The 22,718-nt window shown below is 70.4% G+C and carries 20 protein-coding genes; 12 read left to right on the top strand and 8 right to left on the bottom strand.

The window, feature by feature from the left end; translation table 11 throughout:
• Positions 1-32 precede the first annotated feature (32 nt).
• The gene (locus ACIA5G_RS18470; RefSeq protein ID WP_395924519.1) at positions 33-824 is read right to left on the bottom strand and encodes an oxaloacetate decarboxylase; all 792 of its coding nucleotides are present in this window, start codon (positions 822-824) and stop codon (positions 33-35) included.
• 76 nt (positions 825-900) lie between these two features.
• On the opposite strand from ACIA5G_RS18470, the gene ACIA5G_RS18465 reads away from it, so the two are divergent.
• A complete protein-coding gene (locus tag ACIA5G_RS18465) occupies positions 901-1,791 on the top strand; it encodes a LysR family transcriptional regulator (protein WP_395924517.1) in 891 nt (296 codons plus the stop codon).
• Here the strand turns inward: ACIA5G_RS18465 and ACIA5G_RS18460 are convergent.
• Positions 1,757-3,283: an FAD-dependent monooxygenase gene (locus ACIA5G_RS18460; protein ID WP_395924515.1), complete on the bottom strand. Its 1,527-nt coding sequence runs from the start codon at positions 3,281-3,283 to the stop codon at positions 1,757-1,759. The two genes, ACIA5G_RS18465 and ACIA5G_RS18460, sit on opposite strands and share 35 nt — an antisense overlap.
• A 92-nt stretch (positions 3,284-3,375) precedes the next feature.
• On the opposite strand from ACIA5G_RS18460, the gene ACIA5G_RS18455 reads away from it, so the two are divergent.
• Entirely contained in the window at positions 3,376-4,074 is a 699-nt protein-coding gene (locus ACIA5G_RS18455; RefSeq protein ID WP_395924513.1) for a TetR/AcrR family transcriptional regulator, read from the top strand.
• A 9-nt stretch (positions 4,075-4,083) separates the two neighbouring features.
• Here ACIA5G_RS18455 and ACIA5G_RS18450 read toward each other — a convergent pair whose 3' ends face one another.
• Positions 4,084-7,704 carry a TIR domain-containing protein gene (locus tag ACIA5G_RS18450; protein WP_395924511.1) on the bottom strand — a complete coding sequence of 1,207 codons (3,621 nt, stop codon included), beginning with the start codon at positions 7,702-7,704 and terminating at the stop codon, positions 4,084-4,086.
• Positions 7,705-7,838: 134 nt separating this feature from the next.
• Between ACIA5G_RS18450 and ACIA5G_RS18445 the strand changes: the two genes are divergently transcribed.
• The gene (locus tag ACIA5G_RS18445; protein ID WP_395924509.1) at positions 7,839-8,576 is read left to right on the top strand and encodes a ferritin-like domain-containing protein; all 738 of its coding nucleotides are present in this window, start codon (positions 7,839-7,841) and stop codon (positions 8,574-8,576) included.
• Here ACIA5G_RS18445 and ACIA5G_RS18440 read toward each other — a convergent pair.
• Entirely contained in the window at positions 8,573-8,920 is a 348-nt protein-coding gene (locus ACIA5G_RS18440) for a Shedu anti-phage system protein SduA domain-containing protein (protein ID WP_395924507.1), read from the bottom strand. The two genes, ACIA5G_RS18445 and ACIA5G_RS18440, sit on opposite strands and share 4 nt — an antisense overlap.
• Before the next feature lie 250 nt (positions 8,921-9,170).
• Between ACIA5G_RS18440 and ACIA5G_RS18435 the strand changes: the two genes are divergently transcribed.
• Positions 9,171-9,728 (top strand): hypothetical protein, encoded by a 558-nt coding sequence (locus ACIA5G_RS18435; RefSeq protein ID WP_395924505.1) that lies wholly within the window; start codon positions 9,171-9,173, stop codon positions 9,726-9,728.
• Here ACIA5G_RS18435 and ACIA5G_RS18430 read toward each other — a convergent pair.
• Positions 9,685-10,230 (bottom strand): TetR/AcrR family transcriptional regulator, encoded by a 546-nt coding sequence (locus tag ACIA5G_RS18430; RefSeq protein ID WP_395924503.1) that lies wholly within the window; start codon positions 10,228-10,230, stop codon positions 9,685-9,687. The genes ACIA5G_RS18435 and ACIA5G_RS18430 overlap by 44 nt on opposite strands.
• A gap of 77 nt (positions 10,231-10,307) precedes the next feature.
• Between ACIA5G_RS18430 and ACIA5G_RS18425 the strand changes: the two genes are divergently transcribed.
• Complete coding sequence (locus ACIA5G_RS18425; RefSeq protein ID WP_395924501.1) at positions 10,308-10,622, top strand: DMT family transporter; 315 nt, start codon at positions 10,308-10,310, stop codon at positions 10,620-10,622.
• Here the strand turns inward: ACIA5G_RS18425 and ACIA5G_RS18420 are convergent.
• Positions 10,612-12,624 (bottom strand): prolyl oligopeptidase family protein, encoded by a 2,013-nt coding sequence (locus ACIA5G_RS18420; RefSeq protein ID WP_395924499.1) that lies wholly within the window; start codon positions 12,622-12,624, stop codon positions 10,612-10,614. The two genes, ACIA5G_RS18425 and ACIA5G_RS18420, sit on opposite strands and share 11 nt — an antisense overlap.
• Positions 12,625-12,805: 181 nt before the next feature.
• On the opposite strand from ACIA5G_RS18420, the gene ACIA5G_RS18415 reads away from it, so the two are divergent.
• Positions 12,806-13,768: a neutral zinc metallopeptidase gene (locus tag ACIA5G_RS18415; protein WP_395924945.1), complete on the top strand. Its 963-nt coding sequence runs from the start codon at positions 12,806-12,808 to the stop codon at positions 13,766-13,768.
• Here ACIA5G_RS18415 and ACIA5G_RS18410 read toward each other — a convergent pair.
• Positions 13,761-14,333: a TIGR03086 family metal-binding protein gene (locus ACIA5G_RS18410; protein ID WP_395924497.1), complete on the bottom strand. Its 573-nt coding sequence runs from the start codon at positions 14,331-14,333 to the stop codon at positions 13,761-13,763. The genes ACIA5G_RS18415 and ACIA5G_RS18410 overlap by 8 nt on opposite strands.
• A gap of 82 nt (positions 14,334-14,415) precedes the next feature.
• Between ACIA5G_RS18410 and ACIA5G_RS18405 the strand changes: the two genes are divergently transcribed.
• From ACIA5G_RS18405 to ACIA5G_RS18390, 4 genes are all read left to right on the top strand, one after another.
• A complete protein-coding gene (locus tag ACIA5G_RS18405; RefSeq protein ID WP_395924495.1) occupies positions 14,416-15,828 on the top strand; it encodes a PLP-dependent aminotransferase family protein in 1,413 nt (470 codons plus the stop codon).
• Positions 15,825-16,271, top strand: coding sequence for a hypothetical protein (locus ACIA5G_RS18400; protein ID WP_395924493.1), 447 nt, complete (start codon positions 15,825-15,827; stop codon positions 16,269-16,271). The genes ACIA5G_RS18405 and ACIA5G_RS18400 overlap by 4 nt, the downstream gene beginning before the upstream one ends.
• Positions 16,272-16,373: 102 nt before the next feature.
• The gene (locus ACIA5G_RS18395) at positions 16,374-16,805 is read left to right on the top strand and encodes a CBS domain-containing protein (RefSeq protein WP_395924491.1); all 432 of its coding nucleotides are present in this window, start codon (positions 16,374-16,376) and stop codon (positions 16,803-16,805) included.
• A 58-nt stretch (positions 16,806-16,863) separates the two neighbouring features.
• Positions 16,864-18,591 (top strand): hypothetical protein, encoded by a 1,728-nt coding sequence (locus tag ACIA5G_RS18390; RefSeq protein ID WP_395924489.1) that lies wholly within the window; start codon positions 16,864-16,866, stop codon positions 18,589-18,591.
• A gap of 3 nt (positions 18,592-18,594) precedes the next feature.
• Here the strand turns inward: ACIA5G_RS18390 and ACIA5G_RS18385 are convergent, their stop codons facing one another.
• On the bottom strand, positions 18,595-20,151 hold the full coding sequence (locus tag ACIA5G_RS18385) for a DUF4139 domain-containing protein (RefSeq protein WP_395924487.1): 1,557 nt from the start codon (positions 20,149-20,151) through the stop codon (positions 18,595-18,597).
• 84 nt (positions 20,152-20,235) lie between these two features.
• Between ACIA5G_RS18385 and ACIA5G_RS18380 the strand changes: the two genes are divergently transcribed.
• Complete coding sequence (locus tag ACIA5G_RS18380) at positions 20,236-22,044, top strand: Xaa-Pro dipeptidyl-peptidase (RefSeq protein ID WP_395924485.1); 1,809 nt, start codon at positions 20,236-20,238, stop codon at positions 22,042-22,044.
• On the top strand, positions 22,044-22,691 hold the full coding sequence (locus ACIA5G_RS18375; protein WP_395924483.1) for a YdcF family protein: 648 nt from the start codon (positions 22,044-22,046) through the stop codon (positions 22,689-22,691). The genes ACIA5G_RS18380 and ACIA5G_RS18375 overlap by 1 nt, the downstream gene beginning before the upstream one ends.
• Positions 22,692-22,718 lie beyond the last annotated feature (27 nt).

Here is a 22,718-nt window from a genome sequence, read left to right as displayed (position 1 = left end):
GTTCGGCTGACCAGGCGGGTATCCCTGCCTGGTCAGCCGAACGCGCGGTACAGCTCGGAAACCGGCGGCAGGTCCGCGACGAACCCGAACCGGCCCGCTCGCATCTCCCGCGCCCCGGCCATGAAGGACTTCAACGCCAGCCGGGAAAGCGCACCGCCGATGCTGATCCGCCGCACCCCGATCCCGGCCAGCTGGTCGAGGGTGATCGACGGGTCCGCGAAGCCCATCACGACGTTGACCGGCTTGCCCACCGACAAAACCACGGCGCGCATCTGGTCGAGCGTCCGCAATCCCGGCGCGTACAGCACGTCGGCGCCGGCTTCCTCGAACGCCTGCAGACGTTTGATCGTGTCGTCCAGGTCGTCGACCCCGTGCAGCAGGTTTTCGGCGCGCGCCGTGAGCACCACCCGGCCGCGTGCGGTCTCCACCGCCGCGCGAACGCGGTCGACGGCCAGCTCGAAGTCGTAGATCGGCTTCGCGCGGTCGCCCGTGTAGTCCTCGATCGACGCGCCGGCCACGCCCGCCTCGGCGGCATCCGCGACCATGGCCGCCGCTTCGGCGGGGTCGTCGGCGAAGCCGTTCTCGAGGTCCGCGTTCACCGGCAGCGGTGTCGCCGAGACGATCTCCCGGCAGTTGTCCAAGACCTCCTGCCGGCTCGCGCGACGACGGCCGAGTGTGTTGGCGACGCCCAGGCTCGTCGTGGCCAGGGCTTCGAACCCGAGGCTCGCCAGCAGCCGGGCCGTTCCGGCGTCCCACGGGTTCGGCAGGAGGAGCGGCTCCGGGCGCTCGTGCAGCGCGCGGAACCGGTCGGCTGGGGTGCTCATGGTTTCACCTTGCCCGCTCACCGTGCATCGAACAAATGCATAGTGTGTCGACAAATCCATCAGGAATACTGATCGCATGACGGTCGACGAGCTCGAAACCTTCGTCTGCATCGCCGAGGTGGGCGGGTTCACCGAGGCGTCGCGCAGGCTGCGCCGCTCGCAGCCCGCGGTGAGCCGGCGGATCCACGAGCTGGAACACGGCCTCGGCGCGGCCCTGTTCGAGCGCACCGGCCGCCGGGTGACCCTCACCGACGCGGGACGCGCCCTGCTGCCGTACGCCGAGGCCGCGCTGGCCGCGATCCGCGACGGCGAGCGGGCGGTGCGGGAACCCGGGACCGTCTTCCGGCTGGCCCTCGTCGGCACCCTGGCCGACTCGCACGTCGTGGACGCGATGCGAGAGTTCACCGCGCGAAGCCGGGTCGAGGTCGACCTGCGCACGGCCAACAGCCGCGAAGTGAGCGCGCTGGTCCGTCGCGGCGAAGCGGATCTCGGCGTGCGCTACCACCCCGACGCCGACCTCGAGTCGATCCCGCTGGGCGAGGAAGAGCTCCACGTCGTGCTGCCGGCCGGGCACCGGATCACCGCCGAGCGGCTGCCGGACCTGGGCCCGCTGCGCGACGAGAAGTGGCTGGGCTTCCCGGCGGAACGCGGCGGCGCGGGCTCGTTCCGCGGCCTGCTGGAGCACCAGCTGGCCGCGGCGGGCCTGACGAACCCGTCGATCACCACGGTGGACAGCCTGACCGCGCAGAAACGCCTGATCGAGGCGGGCCTCGGTGTTGCGTTGATGCCGCTGGCGAGCATCCGCGAGGAGCTGCGGATCGGCAGCCTCCGCACCGTGGCGGTGTCCGGTGTGGACGCTCGCATCCCGGTGTTCGCGGTCCGCCGCCGGGGCAGCCACCCCAACCCGGCCGAGGCGGCGTTCCTCGCGGCGCTCAGCGCGCCAGGATCCGGTCGACGACGCGGCTGAGGTCACCGGACCCCGTCTCGGCGCGCCAAGCGATGAAGTGGTCCGGACGCACCAGGACGGCGCCGCGGTCGGTTATTCCCGTGGCCCGCAGCCAATCCGCGTCGTTCACCCGGTGCACGTCGACGCTCGGTGGTGCGTCGAGCGAGTCGCAGGACGGGCCGGTCAGCAACGTGAGCCGAGGGCCGACGAGGTCCAATGTGGACAAGTTGTCGGCCAGCCAGGCGTGGGGGACGCGCGACCCGGGCGTCCCGTCGAGGACGACGTCCTCGGTGGACGGAAGCTCGGGTCGGGCGCCGAGCACCGCCGCCGAGTCGTAGCGGTAGCCGAGCTGGACAACCGGTGAGTTGACCACGCCCGCTGCGATTCGGGCCGCCGCGGCGGCGGGACCCTGTTCCCAGTGCAAGCGGGGATCCTTCAGTCGCAGCAACGCTTGTTCGAGCGCCTGTGCTGCCACCGGCCGGCGTTCGGCCTCGTAGGTGTCCAGCAGTGCCGACCCGGCGGAACCGTCGAGGACCGCGGCGAGTTTCCACGCCAGGTTGTGCGCGTCGGCGATGCCGGTGTTCGCGCCGAACGCCCCGAGCGGCGGGATCGCGTGCGCCGCATCGCCGGCCAGGAACACCCGTCCGGCGCGGAACCGGTCGGCCAGCTGCCCGCGCACCCGCCACGGCAGCACGCTCACCACCTCGACCGCCAGCTCGGGATCGCCGACCGCGGCCCGGATCAGCGCGCGGCAGCGCTCCGGCGGGAAGGCGTCCGCCGGCTCGTCACCGAGGTCGGTGTGGAAGATCCAGTCCTTCTCGGCGTCGACGGTCACCAGCATTCCGGGTGCTTCGGGCGTGGTGATCGTGCAATTCGCGAAGTGGAGGCCCTTGGTGTACGGCGTGAGGTCGGCGCGGAACAGGATGTTGAGCAGCGGCCGGCCCAGCGCGCCCGGTCCGGTGGTGCCGATGCCGAGCGCGGCGCGCAGTTCGCTGCGGCCGCCGTCGGCCGCGACCAGGTAGTCGGCGCGCACCAGCTGCCGCCCGGCCGGGCCGTCGAGGACCGCGGTGACGCCGGTGCCGTCCTGCTCGGCCGAGACGAGCGTGGTCGAGTACGCGACCGTCGCTCCGCGCTCCCGCGCCGCGGTCAGGAGTACCGAGTCGAGCCGGTCCTGCGGGCAGGTGCCGCGGAGCCGGCCCGGGCTGAGGGCGCTCGCCGCGACGTTCGGGCTGTTCGGCACCGCGGGCGGCGAGTCGGGCAGTTCCGCCGTCGCGAGCGTGGTGGCGTAGATCTTCCCGAGCGTGGCGGACGGCCGGACGGCGACCGCCTCGACGTCACCCGCGATGCCGGCCTGGCGGAAGAACTCCATGGTCCGGAAGCCGAGTCCGGTGGCGCGCGGGTGGGCGGACGGGCCGGGTGCGCGTTCCACGACGAGCGTCGGCACGCCGTGGTGGGCCAGGAAGAGCGCGGTGGACAGGCCGACGGTGCCCCCGCCGGCGATCAGCACCTGCATGACTTACCCCCAGTTGTGGCTACGATGTTCTCGCTACGGATACACCGTAGCCATTGGGGTACGCTGTTCGCAACGACGTCAGGAGGATGAGGATGGCCGAGGAGCCGGCGCTGGTGTGGGCCAAGGAGCGGCGCAGCCCACGGCGCCAGGCCCCGAGCGTCGAGCAGATCGTGCGGTCGGCGATCACGATCGCCGACGCCGAAGGGCTTCCGGCGGTCTCGATGCGCCGGGTCGCCACGGACCTGGGTTCGGGCACGGCGTCGCTCTACCGCTACGTCGCGAGCCGCGACGAGCTGGTGGACCTGATGATCGACGAGGTCAAGGGCCCCGAGGAAACCGAGCTGACCGGCGACTGGCGGGCTGACCTGGCCGGCGTCGCCCACCAGGCGCGCGCGACGCTGCTGCGTCACCCCTGGCTGAGCGGCGAACTCCCCGGCCGCCCGGCACTGGGCACGAACTCCCTGCGCCGCCACGAAGCCGCCCTCACGGCCGCGGCGTCGTTGACGGGCGACATCACGTTCGCGGCGGGAGTGGTGGATGTGGTGATGGCGTATGTCTTCGGCACGGTGACGCAGGAGCTGGCTGAGCTGCAGGCCCAGCGCCGGTCCGGGCTGACGAAGGAGCAGTGGCAGGCAAGCGTGGGCCCGTACATCCGCGACGTCATCAAGAGCGGCCGGTACCCGCAATTCTCGCGGCGGGTGATCGAGGGAGAGGAGCGGAGTGCGGAGAAGGTGTTCGAATTCGGGTTGAGCTGCGTCCTCGACGGCATCGCGGCCCGCGCCCGGTCCTGAGCGTCACGGCTATTCGTCGTGATCATCCTCGGCCTCGGCATCCCAGCGCTTGGCCTGCCAGCGCAAGGATTCGGCATGGTCGCGGAGTGCTCCGGCCGCGAGCGGCCATCCTGCCTCGATCTTGTCGGCCCAGGCGAGGTAGGCCTCCGCGGAGGCTCGTTCCTGATCGCCGCCGTCGTACACCCCACGCGTCGTGAAGCCGATGTTGTTGCCGATTCCCCTCACGAATCCTTCTCGGAGGTCGCCACTGTCATCAAGTTCGAGGACGTCCCGGACGGCCTCGGTGGGCCAAGCGCCGTCAGCCCCCGCCGGGCCCGTCGCCAGCAGTGTGCCGATGGCCTGGTCGCCGGTGTGCAGCATGCCGATGGCATTGAGGAGTTCACGCGCTTGACGCACCCACTCGAGCAGCCGAGATCGGTCCATGACGTCGCCGGTCTGCCCGGGCAGACACCTCAAGTGCTCCCCGGTCCACCAGAACCGGATGGCCTTGGGATTGATCTTCTCTGTGGGGAGATAACGGAATTGGTGCAGTTCGACGAAGGCAGCCGGGTCGGCGGCGATCAGCTCCAGCAGCGCCCGTGGTGTGCGATCGTGGAACAGTCCGGCGAACGCTATTTCCCAACGCGCTACGGCGTGGAGGTCATGGCCGGTGACGTGCAGGTAGTCCAGAAGACGGCCGACCGCGTACGCCGTGTAGGAGGTGACCTGGGCGGAGGTGTTCAGCAGACGGTCGAAGGCTGCCTCGACCAGCTCGGCGGCGGGGTGCCAGGATTGGTCGTTGCCGTACAGCGCCAGTGACAAGGCGTCGATGACGGCCACCGCGCGGCCTTGTCCGAGGATCTCGGCGAGGTATGCCTCCGGCTGCTCGGCAGGATAGGGAAAAGCCGGCGCCGAGGACCAGAAACGATCGCGGACGTCCGGCTCCTCCTGAGCCAGCAGGCCGACGGCCCAATCACTCGGCAGGGCCAGCAGGAACGCCGTCCGACGGGCCGGATCGTCGGGAAGAGCGCCGAACAGGTCGGTTGCCCAGCTTTGGCCGGCGGTCTTGGCCCGGCACCAGATCCAGCCTTCCGCCAGCGGTTCGGTGAGCCTCGCGATCATTTCGTCCCGGACGGTGTCGCCGGCCACCTGGGCGAGCGCCCATCCCACCGTCTGTCCCCGGTCACTCGCGTCCGCCAACTGGGCCAAGCCGTCGACGCCGTGCCTGGCCAGTTCTTCTGCCACGACTTCGGTGCGAAGCCTTTCGACCGCGGCGTCGTGGGCTTCGAGGTCGGTCAGCTCGACATCGGGGATGTCCGGGTGCCAGGTGAACAGCCATGCGTGGCGGGTCGGATCGTCGGTCGGCTCGATCGTGGTGAGGAAGGACGACAAGCGGTCGATGGTTTCGACCGAAAAGAACCGCGGCCCGGAAGATCCGTTCCGCTCGAAGTTCACGAGCTTGAGGCATTGGTCCCACAGCGCGCGTACGGCTTCCGGATCCGCTTGGCTGAAGTCGGTGGTTTCGAGGGCCGTCAGCAGCGACTCCTGGTGGGATGCTGAGAGGCCGGTCAGCCGGGTGAGCCAGGTGGCCCACCGGTCCGGGACGGTGCCCAGGTCGGTCAGCACGGCGTCGAAGACGGCGTCCCGGTAGATCTTGAGCGAGTCCGAGGGTGTGACGGCGGAGCCGAGCCAGTCCTGCCGGACCCGGGGGCGAGCCAGGGGCGTCAGGAAGGGGGCCCGGTCGGTGAGGTCGCTCAGCAATCGCCACCCGACCTCGGGGTACTTGGTGCGTACCTGGCCGATGACCGCGGTCCGGCGCTCGAGCGGCAGCGGGCTTTCCGGTGCAGGCGCGATCACCGTGAGTAGAGAGCGGTCCGGCCGGTTGCCAGGCTGGCCGCCGGGATCGATGCGGGCCAGCTGGGCCAGCAGCAGCGCGGCTTCCGTACCGTGCTGCGGTGCCCACGTAACCGTTTCGAGTGCCCAGAGCAGCCGCGTGTGCGCGGAGTGCCGGTTGAGCGTCCGGCCTTCGGCATCTTCGAACATGACCCGCAGCAGTGGGTCCGTTCCTCGAAGCCCGGCACTCACAGCGTCCAGGAACACGCGTGGAGCGGCTTCGGCGAGCAGCGGGAGAACGTCACGGAGCGAACGCCAGGCCAGTCCGGTCCGGTCGGCGTTGGCCTGCCGCAGCAGCTGGTGGACGACCGTCGCGGCGATGTCACCGGCGGTGCTGCCGGCGATCCTGGCGGATCCGGAGTCACCGAGCCGGGCCAGGCCGTGCGCGATTCCCTGCCGCAGGTCGTCCGACCATTTCCGGATGGCGCCGGTGAGCTTCGCGGTCGGCACCTCCGGGTCCGGCAGGGAGAGCACGGGGTCGCTCTCGCTCAGGACGTCGATCGCCGCTGCGCTGAACTGACGGATGTCCGTGTCGCTGATCTGCGCCGCCAACTGGGACCACGCGTCCAGGGGATCGGCGAGCTGCCAGCGTGAACCGCTGCGGTGGAGGAAAGGGTCCCGAGATGCCGCACTGACCGTGGCGAAGCGCTCGACCCGCGAGTACGCCTCGCCGGTGATCCGGGCGATGACCTCATGGTCGGCTTTGTTGGTCGTGGACCACCTGCTGACGAGCGAAAGCGGTGCGGCGATGGCCGAGTCCGGCGGCTGGACCCACGGCGGACGGGGTGCGTTCGGGCTCAGCCGCCGGATCAAGGCCTGCGTGCTGCGCCGGGCGAGGCCCCCGAGCTCGTCGGCCTGGTGCAGTGGCACACCCATCGCCAAGAATGCGTCGCGTGCCTTGTCCCTCGGGATGCGCGGCAGGCTCAGCCCGCCGGGGCGCTGTTCGAACCCGTCGCGTGCGATGACGACGTGGCGGCTGTTCTGCGCTTCGCTCACGGGGACGTCGTCGCTCACCACGACCGCGGGGAACGACGGGGGAATCCTGGTCGCGTGCTGCCAGCCTGCCGCCGAAGTCACCCTGACCGCGCGATGGTGTGGGTCGTGGCCATCCAAGACGGCGGCGGTGAACGCAGCGACCTCGTCGGAGGTCTGACCGCGGATGATCAAGTTTCCCGGCGGTCCGGACAGCCAGGACCGCACCTGCGCGACCTGCTCGTCGCGGCCGAGCAGGTCGAGCTCCGCGGGCAGCCGGGAACCGGTCAGCGCGGTGCGCTCCCGAGACCACGTGGCCAGATCCTTGATCCCGTCCCGGACGCCGATGCCGAGATCGGGTGCGGCGTCGATCAACCGATCGACCAGACCGGGGAAGGCGTGCGCATCGCGGTAGGTGAGCCGGACGTACTGGCAGTCGGCCAGCTCGGCGAGGTCCGGGGGCAGGGCGTCTCGGCGCAGGCGACCCGTCTGCTCGAGGACGGGAATGACCGGCTTGCCCGCCGCGAGCGCCCGGGCGATTTCCTGCCGGACGACATCGCCGGGCTCGAACAGTCGGGAGTCGGACAGCCAGCCGTCTCCGATCACGGCGATCATCGCGGAGCAGTTGTCGACCGCGTCCCACATGATCGGTTCGTAGTCGTGCCCGAGGTCGATCGACCTGCTCGACCGGAAAACCTTGTTCTTGCCGAAGACCGCGCTGAGTTCAGCATCCAGCCATGCGGCCTTGTCCGCGCCGTCGTCGCCACGGAAGTTGATGAATAGCATGCCGCCGATCGTGTCCGGTCCTGATGCGCAGCTCAAGGTGTTTCCCGTTGACTACTCGAGAGGAACAAGTCGCTTCACCGAATCTCCACGGAAGCGGCCCGCTTCCACCACACCGGTCCGGCATCATCAACGCGGTGACCCACGAATTCTGGCTCCAGGACTTCGAAACCGAGGCCGAACGCAGGCGGCAGCGCGAAGATCCACCGTGGTCGCGCGGAGCCCGGCTGCATCCCGACGTCGCGCGGAGCATCCAGCGGTTCCAGGTCGGCGAAGCCGGCGACGGCGCCAACCTGATCGCGAAAGCCGGGGGCGGCACCTATCTTGCCGCTGTCAGGCTCTTCGTCGCCGAGGAGCAGAACCATGCGCGGATGCTCGCCGAACTCCTCAAGGCCGCCGGGGTGCCCACCATCGCCACACACTGGTCCGACACCGTGTTCGTCCGGTTGCGGCGGGCGCTCGGGCTGCGGCTCGAGCTGATGGTGCTGCTCATCGCCGAGGTCGTCGCGCTGCGGTACTACCGGGCGCTGCGCGACGGCACGGACGATCCGCTCGTCACGCAGGTCGCCGCGCGGATCCTCGCCGACGAGGAACGGCACGTGCCCTTTCACTGTCACCGGCTCGGAATCGGCTTCCGGAGCAACCCGCTGCGTGCCGCGGTGTTCGGGGGCTGGCGGGTGCTGCTGCTCGGCGTGGTGATCACCGTCGCCGCCGATCACGGTCCGGCGTTGCGGCAGCTGGGCGTCGGACGGCTCGTGTTCGTCGCCGACGTGCTCACCGCCTTCGAGGCCGCCCTCGCGCGGATCCGTGGTGACGAGCCGAAACCGAAAGCACCGCATGTTCCGCGACGGGCTCGACCGCGGGGGCTCGTTTAGTCCTGTCCGCTGTCGATGGTGAGCGAGCGCTCGGCATTGTCCAGGAGCTCCTGATAAGTGATCACCGTGATCCGGGCGTGCTCGGCGTTGTAAGTCCGGAGCGTCTCCGCGATCTCCTGTTCGCTTAACTCTGGTTGGAATCCCGGATGCCCGATCACGACTGTGGCTGTCGCTCGCCTGGAATCGATGTTGTGCCTACGGCGTATCGCGTCGCGATCTTCGTCGAAGGCGGTCAGGTAGTTCGCGACCTGACTTGTCGCTTCGTGCACACGCCGGTCGACGATCAGGCCGAACGTGCGGTAGTTCCGCACCAGCGGCACGTTCGCGCGTTTGAGTTCGATCACGTGGAGCGAGCCATCCGGGCGCAGGAGCGGAATGTCGACTTCGGTTCCGATGGTGAAGCGACGTCGATGTCACTGCGAGCCGTTCCCGGCGAAGCTGCAGGTGCGCCGCCTCGACCATGTTCGTCAGCTTGGTGTCCGACAGGTCGAGGACTCCGTCTTCAGGCTCGCTGCCGAGCTCGAAGCTCGTCCGCCTGGCCAGGACCTCGGCCAGCCAGACCTGTGATTCGGTGTTCAGGCGAAGGACGCGGTAGTGGCCGCGCTCGCGGTCTTCGACCACCCTGATGGACAACTCGCTGAGCCTTTCGAGGTGATTCACCAGCTCAGCGGCAGTCGCCTCCGGATTCTCGACGAGGTAGTCCCTGGCGCGGTATGCGCCCAGCGCATGCGCGTTCGAGGTCATGAGCTCGACCGCGTTGAGGTTGGTTTCCCGTGCGTCGTAGAGCTGGTAGCGGCGCGTTACGTCATCCGTGAGAATGCGGCCCGTCGCGTGCCCGATCAGGTCGTCCAGGCGTCCGGCCGTCGCTGTGTCGCCGGCCGCCAGCGCTTCTCGGTGAGCGAACTCCGCCAGCTCCAGCATCTTTCGCCCACCTCGGTTGTGCGACCTGCCCAGGTGTTCGCGAAGGTCGGTGACCGCGGCTTCGACGTTCGCATCGGTCACGTGTTCCTCGACGCACTCGAGGATGAGCCGGGTGACCTGGTCCGAGCGGATGGTCTTGCGCGATCCGTCGTTGTGAGGCATCGGTTCCTCCTGGTGATCGTGCTTGTCAGGCGAGCGACCGCAGCGCCAGTTCCCGCAAAGCCGCAGTGAGACGTTCGGGGGAGACGCCCCGCGCGGTCTGGTGCAGGAACAGCTCCGGCGCCAGCGGGGCCAGCAGGACGTCGGCCAGGACGTCGGGGTCGGGCGCACCTGCTGCCAACGCCCGGACGTGTGCCCGCCAGAAGCCGTACGCGCCCGTCGTGAACCGCGAATGGCCGACCTCCGTGCCGAGCACCAAGTGCGCGTGCCGCTCCAGCAGCTCCACCATCGCCGCGTAGAACGCGGCCAGGCGGTCGGCCGGGGGTGCGCCCGGGCCCAGTGGTGGGTCGCCGTGCAGCAGGGACTCCTGCAGGCGGCGCTCGTGCTCGTCGAGCAGGGCGACGGCGATCGCCGCGCGGTCCGGGTAGCGGCGGTACAGCGTGCCGCGGCCGACGCCGGCCGTGCGGGCGATGTCCTCCATCGTCACCTCCGCCGCGCCGCGGGCGGTGAACAGCTCCTCGGCCGCCGCGAGGATCTTCGCGCGGTTGCGGGCCGCGTCGGCGCGTTCGGGCATGTCCCCAGCCTAGGAATAACCGGACACGGCGTCCAGTTGAGTGAAGTGGACGCCGTGTCCACCTAGGAGGGACCCTGATGGGCTGGATCACGCTGGTAGCCGCCGGACTCGTCGAGATCGCCTGGTCGCAGAGCATCAAGCCGACCGAGAACTTCACGAAGCCGTGGCCGACGCTGCTGTGCTTCGTGCTCGGTGCCGCCGCCGTCTACCTGCTTTCACGCGCGATGGACACCGTCCCGGTCGGCACCGCCTACGCGGTGTTCACCGGGATCGGCGCCGTCGGCGCGATCGTGCTCGGCGTTGTCGTGAACAAGGACCCGCTGAGCCTCGGCCGGGTGGCCGCGCTCGCCCTGATCGTCGGCGGTGTTGTGCTCGCGCGGGTCACTTCGTGAGCTGCTCCCACAGGAACTCGAAGACCAGCGCCCACTTGAACGCCAGCTGTTCGTTGTCCGCCGCCGCGCCGTGGCCGCCTTCGATGTTCTCGTGGTAGCGGACGTCGTGACCCTGTTCGCGCATCCGCGCCACCATCTTGCGGGCGTGCGCGGGGTGCACGCGGTCGTCCCGCGTAGACGTCACGAACAGCGAAGGCGGATATGAGCGTCCACTGTGGACGTTCTGGTACGGCGAGTACTTCGAGATGAACTCCCACTCCGCGGCCTCGTCGGGATCGCCGTACTCGGCCATCCACGACGCACCGGCCAGCAGCAGGTGGTAGCGGCGCATGTCCAGCAGCGGCACCTGGCTGACGATCGCGCCGAACCGCTCCGGGTAGCGCGTCAGCATGACGCCCATCAGCAGACCGCCGTTGCTGCCGCCCTGGATCCCGAGCTTCTCCGGCGTCGTGACGCCCCGCGAAACCAGGTCCGCGGCTACCGCGCCGAAGTCCTCGTAAACGCGGTGCCGCTCGGCCTTGATCGCCTGCGTGTGCCAGCTCGGCCCGTACTCACCGCCGCCGCGGATGTTCGCGACGACGTACGTGCCGCCGCGCGCGAGCCAGCCGCGGCCGATCATCCCGCTGTAGGACGGCGTCAGCGACACCTCGAAGCCGCCGTAGCCGGTCAGCAGTGTCGGGCCCCCTTCGGCGCCGGACGGCCGGACGACGAAGTACGGGATCTTCGTGCCGTCCTCGGACGTCGCGAAGTACTGCGCGACGTCCATCCCCGAAGCGTCGAAGAACGCCGGAGCCTGCTTCAGCACTTCGACCTCTTCGCCGACGTGGCCATAGCTCAGCGTGGACGGCTGGAGGAAGCCGCTGGAGTTCAGCAGGTACTCGTCACTGACGTCGGGGTCGGTGTCGAAGATGTCCGCGCTGCCGAACTCGGGCCCGCCCGACAGTGGCTCCTCAGCCCAGCCGTCCGGGCCCGGTGTCAGGGTCCGCAGCTCGGTGCGGACGTCGCGCAGCGTGCCGAGCAGCAGGTGGTGACGCGTCCAGGCCCAGTAGTCGAGCGACGTGTGCTCGTCGGGCGTGAAGAGCGTGGTGAACGTGCGCTCGCCGGCCATGAAGTCGTCGAACGGGATCCCGATCAGCGAACCTGCCGGATGCTCGGTGTCACCGACCGTCCACGCCGTCCGCGGCCGGACCAGCAGCCATTCGCGGTGCACGGACGCGCTGGCGTCGTCCGGGACGTCGATCTTGACCAGCTTGTCCGGCGTCCGCAGGTACAGCTCCGAGCGGTAGAAGTCGACGGCGCGGCTGACGAAGTCGCGTTCGAAGCCCTCGGTCGGGTCGTGGGACGCGCCGATCGAGACGTCGTCGGGCTTGCCTTCGTAGACCGTGACGGCCTCCGCGATCGGCGTGCCGCGCCGCCACTCCTTGGCCAGCCGCGGGTAGCCCGAGCTGGTCAGCGAGCCGGGGCCGAAGTCGGTGCCGACGTAAACGCGGTCGGCGTCGATCCACCCGATCCGCGTCTTCGCCTCGGGCACGGTGAAGCCGCCCTCGACGAACTCGTGCGCGTCGAGGTCGAACTCGCGGACCACGGTGGCGTCCGCGCCGCCGCGGGACAGCTCGACCAGGCCACGGCGGTAGTCCGGCCGCAGCACGGTCGCGCCCTGCCAGACCCAGTTCTCCCCCTCGGCCTCGGCCAGCGCGTCGACGTCGAGCAGCAGCTCCCACTCCGGCTCGGCCTGCCGGTACGACTCCAGCGTCGTCCGCCGCCACAGGCCGCGGGGGTGCGTCGCGTCCTGCCAGAAGTTGTAGAGGAGCTCACCACGGCGGCGCACGTACGGGATCCGGTCGTCGGCGTCGAGCACCTCGCGCAGCTCGTCCCGGAGCTCGGCGAACCGAGCGCCGCGGGTCAGCTCCGCGAGCGTCTCGTCGTTGCGGGCGCGCACCCAGCCGAGCGCATCGTCGCCGGTCACGTCTTCGAGCCACTGGTACGGATCCTCGACACTCATGGTCACAGTTTCGCCCGCCCGCCGTCCCGCTGGCCAGCCGATCACGTTTTCGTTTCGTGATCCAGCCCTCCTCGGTGGTCCGTATGCTGGTCACAGCGAGCAGGGGGAGAACGTGAACGACGCAGACGGCCCGGTCGCGCCGGGGGAATCCGGTCTTCCCGGGCCGCCATCACCGCCGCCGATGGCGGCCCGGTCGCCGGAACCCGCCTGGACGCCGGAGCCGAGCCCGTGGGCGCCGAACTGGGCCGCCGCGCCACCCGTCCCGATCGCCCCGCCGCGCAACCGGCTCTGGGGCGCCGTCGGCGGGGTCATGGTCGTCGTGCTGGCCATCTCGCTGATCGCGGCCACCATCCCGCGCCGGGTGGACGGGCGCGCGTTCGCCGCGCAGGGCGCCGACGTCGGCCGGGCGTACGGCGGCACGGGGTCGAACAGCGGCAAGCCGCCGAAGGCCGTGCCGGAGCTGGCCCGCAACCCGCTGCTCGCCGCGGGCATCACCCCCGGGCCCGCCACCTGCTCCCTGCCCGACCTCGGCCGCGCCGCCGAGCAGCTCAAGGCCTACTACGGCGCGTTGGCCGACTGCCTCGAGCAGTCGTGGCGCCCGGCGCTGGAGAAGGCGAACGAGCCGACGTTGACCGCCACGGTGTCGGTGACGCTGCCCGAGCACAGCGCGTGCGGCGACGCGCCGACGGAGAACGAAGCCGTCGCCTACTACTGCGGCGGCGACACCACGATCTACGCCCCGACCGACTGGATGCTGTCGGACGCCGGGCTGAACAAGGCCCGGCACATCGCGACGATCGCCCACGAGTACGGCCACCACGTGCAGCGCGAGAGCGGCATCCTGTCCGCGGCGGCGGACAAGATGACCTCGCCGGACGAGGACAGCGCGGCCGACAAGGAGGTCGTCCGCCGGATCGAGCTGCAGGCGAACTGCTTCGGCGCGCTGTTCCTGGCCGCCGTCGCCGGCTCGGGTTCGATCAGCCGGTCGCTGGCGAACGCCGCCGTGGCCGACTACGGCCGCGCCAACGACAGCGACACCCACGGCTCGCGCGAGCATCAGCTGTCCTGGGCGAAGGCGGGCTACGACGGCAAGGCGACGAAGTCGTGCGACACGTGGAGCGCCGCGCCCGCCGACATCAGCTGACGGTCCACGCCGGGTCGCGGCCGAGCAGGGCAAGGAACCGGTCGAGTTCGCTCGCCTCGGCGGGCACGTCGACGCTGTGCGCGAAGGAGCCGTTGACCTCGCGGCCCTCGTCCGGAATCCGCTCGGCCAGCTGCAAGGCGGCGTGGACGGCTTCGGCGTCCGGCTCGTAGGGCAGGCCGAGCGTGCGGGCCAGGTCCCAGCCGTGCGCGACGGTGTCGACGAGGTGCATGTGCGCGGCGATCGTGCCGGGGAACGTCCCGAAGTGGTTGATGGTGAGCTGCCGCTCCAGCACGGCGTCGTCGGCCATCGCGTCGAGGAAGTCGTCGACGGACGCCTGGTACGCGGCGTGGGCGTCGTCGCCGAGGTCACCGGCGTCCCAGTCCGGCGCCGAGCCCTCGCGAGCCGCCGTCGCGAAGGCGTGGTTCTCGCCGACCTGGTGGCGGAGCAGGTCGGCCAGGGTCCAGCCGGCGCACGGGGTCGGGCGGGCGAGGTCGGCGGGTGTGGTGGTGGCGACGATCTTGTCCAGGACGAGCAGGGCGCGGCGGTCGAGTTCGCGGAGATCCATGGTTCGCACGCTAGGCGCGGGATCGGTCCACGAACAGTGCCAAATCTGCGGCAACCTTCGTGGTCCAATCTAGACTCGCGGGGTGGAGATCCACATCGACCTGACCGGCACGCGCGGCCACCGCGACGCGATCTACCGGCAGCTCCGCGCGGCGATCCTGGCCGGCCGGATCCGCCCCGGCGAGGCGCTGCCCCCGACGCGTGAGCTCGCGCAGCGGCTGGCGGTCTCCCGGACGACGGTCAGCGCGGCCTACGACCGGCTCACCGCGGAGGGGTTCCTCGCCGGGCGTGTCGGCGCGGGCACGTTCGTCACGGCTTCACCGGCTCGCCCCGAGCCCGTGCCGGACGTCCCCGGCGTACAACCGCTGCCGGAGTGGGACACGATGCCGGCGCCGCCCGCGCCGTTCGCCCCGGCACCGGAGTTCGACTTCCGGCCCGGCGTCCCCGACCTCACCCGGTTCCCGTTCGACACCTGGCGTCGGCTGGTCACGCAGCGGCTGCGGGCCGGCCAGGCCGACCTGATGACCTACGGCGACCCACAGGGGCACGCGTTGCTGCGCGCCGAAATCGCCCGGCACGTCGGGGTGTCCCGCGACGTGCGGGCGGCCGCGGCGCAGGTCGTCGTCACCGCCGGGGCCCAGCAGACGACCGATCTGGTCGCGCGGGTGCTGCTGCGCCACGGTGACCTGGCCGCCGTCGAGGACCCGGGCTACCCGCCGCCGCGGCTGGTGCTCACCGCGCGCGGCGTCCGCGTCGCGCCGGTGCCGGTGGACGAGTCCGGGATCGTCGTCGACGCGATTCCGGCGGGGACGCGGCTGGTGTACGTGACGCCGTCGCACCAGTACCCGCTGGGGCTGTCGATGTCGCTGGAGCGGCGGCTCGAGCTGCTGGACTGGGCCGAGCGGAACGACGCGGTGATCGTCGAGGACGACTACGACACCGAGTTCCGCTACACCGGGCGGCCGCTGGAACCGTTGCACAGCCTGGATTCCCGGGGCCGGGTGGGGTACGTCGGCTCGTTCTCGAAGGTGCTTTCCCCGGCGCTGCGGCTCGGGTTCCTCGTCGCGCCGCCGTCGCTGGTGCCGGCGCTGGTGAAGGCCCGGTACCTCACCGACTGGCACGCGCCGAACGTCGAGCAGGCGGCGCTCGCGGCGTTCATGGCCGAAGGCGGCTTCGCCCGGCACGTCCGGCGGATGCGGAAGGTCTACCGCGCGCGGCACGAGCTGCTGTCCGCTTTGCTCGTTCGCGATTTCGCCGACGTCCTCACACCGTTGCCGTCGACGGCGGGCCTGCACCTGAGCGCGGCTTCGGACTTCGATGCGGGCCCGCTCGTGAAGGCCGCGCGGCGCCACGGCGTCCGGCTGTATTCGCTCGGCGACTTCAGTGTGGGCGAGCGGCGGCACGGGCTCGTTTTCGGTTACGGTGCGGTCGCGGCCGAGCGGATCGAGCCGGGACTGGCCCGGCTGCGGGCGCTGGTGGACGAAGGAGCGGCATGACCGACGACGTGATGGTGGCGATCGACGCCGGTCTGCGGCAGCACATCGGCGGCGACCGGGCCGGCGCGCACGCGACCTTCACGCAGTTGTGGGCGTCGATCGGCCCGGACGGCGACCCGTTGCACCGCGTCGCGCTCGCACACCACATGGCCGACGTCTGCGACGACCCGGCCGAAGAGCTCGAGTGGGATCTGCGCGCGCTGGCGGCGGCGGATTCGCTGACGGACTCGCGGGCACAGGAGCACCACTCGTCGCTGGCGGTGCGCGGGTTCTACCCGTCACTGCACCTCAACCTGGGTGAGGACTACCGCAAACTGGGTGACATCCCGGCGGCCCGCGAGCAGTTGTCGCTGGCGCGGACCCGGCTCGACGCCCTCTGTGACGACGATTACGCCGCCGGGATCCGCCTGGCGCTCGACGGCCTGGCCGAACGTCTCGGCTGAATCGTTTTCAATACCACGAATTCACCCCGTTTGCCGGACTTTCGCGCACGTCCGGGCACCCTTACCCTGTGGTGATCCAGCTCACCGACGGGAAGGATCGCCATGCGGATTGCGGATCTGCTGCGCAAGAAGGGGTCGGCAGTCGCGACGGTCACCCCTGAGACGACGGTGACCACGCTGCTGGCCGGCCTGGCCGAAAACAACGTAGGCGCGATGGTGGTGGTCGCCCCGGACGGCTCGATCGCCGGAATCGTCTCGGAACGCGACGTGGTACGCCGGCTCAACGAGCACGGCCCCGGCCTGCTCGACGGCCCGGTGTCGGAGATCATGACGAAGCTGGTGGCCAGCTGCGGCCCGGACGACTCGGTGGACCAGCTGTCGGTCCTGATGACCGAGCGGCGCATCCGGCACGTCCCGGTCCTGGCGAACGGCCGGCTGGCCGGGATCATCTCCATCGGGGACGTGGTGAAGAACCGGATGGAGGAGCTGGAGAAGAGCCAGGAACAGCTGGAGGCGTACATCTCGCAGGGCTGAGCAAAGGCGGCGGGCGGAAAGTCGTCCTCGCGCCGTGTGCCGCGGCTACGGTGCACCGGTGACCGACTTTCCGCCGCTGCCGGCGCTCGAGAATCTCACCAGTCCCGAAAGGGACCTGGTCGCCGCGGTTCGTCGTGGCCAGCGCGCCTTCCAATGCAGCAGTCTGACCGCGGACGATCTCGCCCACGACGTCGATCCGTCTCAAGAGATCCGGGCGCGGGTTCTGCGCGACCTGCTCATAGGGTTGCACGGCCCGCTCGATCCACACGGCGTGTGGCTGAGCGGCGCGCGGATCAGTTACACGCTCGACCTGGATAATGTGCGCAGCTCCGTCAGCCTCGTTCTGGACAGCTGCGTGGTCGAAGGCGAAATCTTATTGCGTGGCGCGCATCTGCCCAACATCATGGTGCTCCACTGCGTCATCGGCGGTCTCGACGCGTTGCACCTCAGAGTCGATGGAATTCTCCGGCTGCGAGGGACACGTGCGAGAGGCGATGGGAAGAGCAGTGTGGTCCGGCTCACCGACGCCCGAGTCGATGGCGAAGTCGACCTCGATAAAACGGTCCTGACGAATACCGCAGGGCCTGCATTGTCCGCCGACAATCTGCGAGTGGCAGGGAACCTGTTGCTTCGAGATGCGCAGCTGTCCGGCTCGGGTCGATTCGGCGCTGTCCGGCTCGTCGGTGCGCAGGTGGAGGGATTGCTGCTGGCTGATGACGTGGTCGTCCGCAACGACACCGGTCCGGCTCTGTTCGGCGACCGCCTCCGTGCCGACGGCTTGGTGGAGTTCCGGAGGGCGGACATCGTCGGCCACGGCGATCCGGGAGCCATTGTGCTGCAAGGCATCAGCATCGGCGGATCCGCGAACTTCGCCGGCGCCAAGATCTGCAACGACGGCGGTACCGCAATGACCCTCGACAACTCCGACATCCACGGAAATCTGCGGCTCGACCAGACACGGATCGCCGGTCGCGGGGAATGGGGGGCGCTGAGCGCGTCTTCCACCAGGGTGGGTTCTCAGCTCGTCTTCAGCGGCGCAAACATCGAAAACGACACTGGGCCCGCAGTGGTGCTCGAAGGAGCCAAGATCGATGGTGCTTGGTTCTGGCCCGTCGGAATCGTGTGCTCGACACCGGGTGCGCGGGAAAGGTGTGCCGGAGCGAAGACCGTCAACGTCGACGACTGCACATTTGCGGTGCTGGAGGGAAGTTCCTGGGAAGAGTGGCTGCACGTCATCCGCTTCCACACCGCGAAGTACCGGCCGGCGCCGTACCAGCAGCTGGCTGCGGTGGAGCGGGCCGCCGGGCACGACGGCAACGCCCGGCGGATCCTCATCGCGCAGCAGCAGGATCTGCATCATCGAGCGCCGGAAGCCCTCGGGGGCTGGTGGTCACGGCGGATCCACAAGCTCTGGGGCGCCCTCGCCGGGTACGGCTACCGCACGCGGCGAACGGCGCTTGCGCTCGCAAGCGCGCTCGCTGTGGCGGGGGTCCTCGGGTTCATGGCCGGGCGCGTCGCAGAGGGGTCCCACAACGTCGCCGAGCGCGTCTCCGACTTCGGGGCCCCGGCGGGACGACCCTGCACCACCGTCGAATTGGTCGGCCTCGGGCTCGACCGAGGCTTGCCCCTGTCACCGACCGGGATCCGCGCGCGGTGTGACATCAACCCCGACGTGCCTGGCGCGAGCCTGTTCACCGTGGCCATCTGGCTTGTGCAGGCAGCGGTCTGGGGCTTGGCTACGCTGGCCCTCGCCGGATACACCGGACTCATCCGCAAGGCCGGCTGACACTTATTCCCGCCAGCCGGACAGTTCCACGCCCTTCGCGACATCCACCCGATACGACAACGTCACCACGCCCGTCTCACCCGGCTCCAACGTCAGCTTCCACGTGAACTCACCCAGCGCCGACGTCTCGACAGGATCGGGCGAGGTGCGAACGTCCTTCACCGTGATCGTGTCGTCCCGCGAAACCGGCGCCTGGTCCAGCACCGTGACGACCGCAGAACGCGGCCCGTGGTTCCCGACCGAAATCCGGTACTCCGCTTCACGCCGTTTCTGCCCGGACAACGTCGCCTTCGAAGCCGTCCGGCGCACCAGTTCCCGCTCGACTCGAATCCGGTCGTCAACACCCAACGCCAGTTCCAATTCCTCTCCAGGCGCCCAAGGTTCCAAGACCGTCGTCCCGACGAACTCCGCGTCGTGGAACACCGAAGCCCGACCCGGCCTCAACGCGTGCTCGGATGTGTTGACAACCGTGGCCCGCAGATAAGCCTCCTCGGCCAGCACCGGCGCCGTCACATATCCCAGCGAAGCGGTGAGATCCAGCTGTGCCAACGTCGTCCGGTGCCCCTGCGCTCCCGAGGGCACCGCCACCGGGCGCGACGGCCGGTACGTGACCGCCGTCGTCCCCTGCTCGACCGAAGCGAACTTCGGTGCCAGGCTCGCCGACGCCGCTGTGAATCGGGCCATCCGCGCGCCCTCGGGGATGCCGCCGCCGGAGCCGCCGTACGCGGCCGCCGGCGCCGGTGGGACTGGGTGGACCCGGTCCAGGTACCACGGCGAAAGCTCCGGGACGACCACCGAAACCGCCGGCCGGGCCGTCGACAGCGCCAGTTCGCACTCCGGCCAGTCTTCGCCGGTGTGCTGGGTGACCAGCCCGTATGACATCACCGTGACGTCGGCGCCGCGGACCCGGATGTCGTAACCCGGCTCCCAGTTCGCTCCCGGGACCACATAGGACAGTTCCAGCTCCGCCGACGCCGCGGGATCCGAGATCTCCAGCTCCACCACCACCGACGTGCTGTCCTGTTCGGACTGTGCGCTGTGCATTTCGATCCGGCGGTCGAGCGCGGCGAGGTCCTCACGCAACCGGGCGATCCGGTCCGCGAGAGCCCGCCGGGCCTTCAGCGCCGCGGCCAGCCGCGCACTCAGCGCGTCGGTCACCTCGGTGACGCGTGACGGCTCAGCGGTCCCGGCGGCCAGTGCCTTGGCGAAGCTGCCGCCGCTGCGCTTCGCGAGCGAGTTCAGCAGATCCACCTTCATCGCTTCGGCCGTTTCGTCGTCGACGACGCCGTCGAGCGTGGCCTGGTCCGCCCGCCGTTGTTCGACGAGCTCCCGCAGGGCGGCGTCGGCCGGCGCCGCGTGCCGCTCGGTGCGCACGTCGACGCCGGTGATCAGCGCGGGACCGGTGCCGGTAACGCGCACCGAGCCCGGGTCGAGGGCCAGGGGGAGCCCGGCGAAGGTCAGGCGCGGCCCGCCGTCGAGCGGCGCCTTGCCCCGGCGGGTGATCCGGGCCTGCTGCGGGTAGACGGTCACGGCGGCGATCGGCGCTTCCACGGTCGGCATGCCCCCGACGTTAGTCTCTTGACACCGGATCGGGCCGGACGGAAGTGTCTTCAAGCGTCCGCTTCGCCCGGCTTGGGGGTTTGAGTGAAAGCCGCACGAACAGCCGTCCTGCTCTTCGCCCTGGCGAGCCTGCCGCTGACCGCGGTCACCGCCGAAGCCGCCGACCCGCCCGCCCCGGTGTTCACCGGCGGCCAGGCGCAACCGGTGTTCGACCCGGCCGACGTCGTCCGCGAGGACGTCTGGGTCACCGCGCCGGTCGACAGCGACCACGACGGCGCCGACGACCTCGTGCACGCCCAGGTCGTGCGCCCGCGCGCGACGCAGCAGGGGATGAAGGTGCCGGTCGTCTACCAGGCCAGCCCGTACTACGCCGGCGGCAACGACGTCGCGAACCACGACGTCGACGTCGAGCTGTACGCGCCCGGCCACGCCCGCGGTCCGGAAGGTCCGCGCGTCGCCGCGCACGGCGTCGGCCCGGCCACCCCGATCACCTGGCGTTACCAGGACTACTTCACCGCGCGCGGGTTCGCCGTGGTGTACGGCGAATCGCTCGGCAGCGGCCTCTCGACCGGCTGCCCGACCACGGGTGACGTCAACGAGACGATCGGCGCCCGCTCGGTCGTCGACTGGCTCAACGGCCGCACGCCCGCCCGGGACGCCGCCGGCGCCGCCGCGAAGGCCGACTGGAGCACCGGCAAGACCGGCATGATGGGCGTGTCCTACAACGGGACGCTGCCCAACGCCGTCGCGAGCACCGGCGTCGAAGGGCTCGAGACGATCGTCCCGATCGCCGCGATCTCCAGCTGGTACCAGTACTACCGCAACGACGGCGCGGTTGTCGCCGCCGGCGGTTACCAGGGCGAGGACGCAGACGTGCTCGCCGAGTACGTCTACACCCGCGAGGACCGGCAGATCTGCCGCCCGGTGATCGACGGCCTGGTGCGCGACCAGGACCGCGTGACCGGCGACTACACGCCGTTCTGGGACGTCCGCAACTACCGCAACGACGTCGCCAAGGTGCACGCGTCGGTGCTCGCGGTGCACGGCCTCAACGACTGGAACGTCAAGACCGACCAGGTCGCCGAGTGGTACGAAGCGCTCAAGGCGCACGGCGTCGAGCACAAGATCTGGCTGCACCAGGCCGGGCACGCGGACCCGTACTCGCTGCGGCGCGACGCCTGGCTCGCCACGCTGAACAAGTGGATGTCGCACTACCTCTACGGGATCGACAACGGCATCCAGGACGAGCCGAAGGCGACGATCCAGCGCGAGGACCTCTCGTGGGTCGACGAGGCCGACTGGCCGGCGCCCACGACGGCCGACGTGCGCGTCTACCCGTGGCCCGGCGGCAAGGCGAAGGGCACCATCAACACCCGCAACCCGGTGCCGGGTACGGCGACCGTCGAGACCCTCGCCGACGACTCCGGCAAGACGATCGAGCAGCTGGCCGGCCTCGCGTCGTCCGGCAACCGGCTGCTGTACGCGACTTCGGCGGCGAAGCAGTCCGTACGCCTGTCCGGCACGGCGCGCGCCGACCTGGCGCTGTCGTTCGACCGGCCCGCGGCGAACGTCTCGGCGATCCTGCTCGACCGGGCGCCGGACGGCACGTCCCACGTGATCAGCCGCGGCTGGACCGACCCGCAGAACCGCACGTCGCCGGCCCGCACCGAGCCGATCACGCCGGGCCGGGGTTACCGCATCGGCGTCGAGCTGATGCCGAAGGACTACGTCCTCGCGGCGGGGCACCGGCTCGAGTTCCTGCTGGCCTCCAGCGACCACGACTACACGCTGCGGCCCAAGCCGGGCGCGGGCCTGGCGCTCGACCTGACCAAGACGTCGGTGACCCTGCCGGTCACGGGCGGGAAGCCGGCCCTGCGAGCCGCGTTCGGCTGATGCTGCCGGAACAGCTCCACGCCGACGTCCGCACGTTATGGGACTACCACGACCTGCGGCACCCGCGGCGGCGGTCGGACGTCGGGATCGGGCTCGGCAGCCGCGATCCCGGCGTAGCCGTCCACACGGCGGAGCTGTTCCACGCCGGGCGGTTCCCGCTGATCGTCTTCACCGGCGCCAACGCGCCGACGACGGTGGAGCGCTTCCCGCGCGGCGAAGCGGTCCACTACCGCGAGATCGCGCTGGAGCTCGGCGTGCCCGCCGAGGCGATCCTGGTCGAGCCCGAGGCCCGCAACACGGGGGAGAACATCGTGTTCACCCGTGCGCTGCTCGCCGAGCGCGAGGTCCGGTCCGTGACGCTGGTGACGCGGCCGTACCAGCAGCGGCGGGCCTACGCCACGGCGAAGCGGCTCTGGCCCGGCGTCGACCTCGTGTGCGCGTCGAAGGCGGTGTCGTTCGAGGACCACCTCACCGGCGAAGAGGACGAAGACCGCGTGATCGGCATGCTCGTCGGCGAAACCCAGCGGATCACGGAGTACGCGGCGCGGGGTTTCGCGATCCCGCAACGGGTCCCGGCGGGTGTCGAGCGGGCGTTCGGCCGGCTGGTCGACGCCGGGTTCACCCAGCGCCTGCTCCGCGGGAACTGATTGCCTCCCGCCGGTATCACGGGCGGG

This window comes from Amycolatopsis sp. NPDC051758 (assembly GCF_044453095.1).
Taxonomy (GTDB): domain Bacteria; phylum Actinomycetota; class Actinomycetes; order Mycobacteriales; family Pseudonocardiaceae; genus Amycolatopsis.
This window is presented reverse-complemented; position numbering and strand designations above follow the sequence as displayed.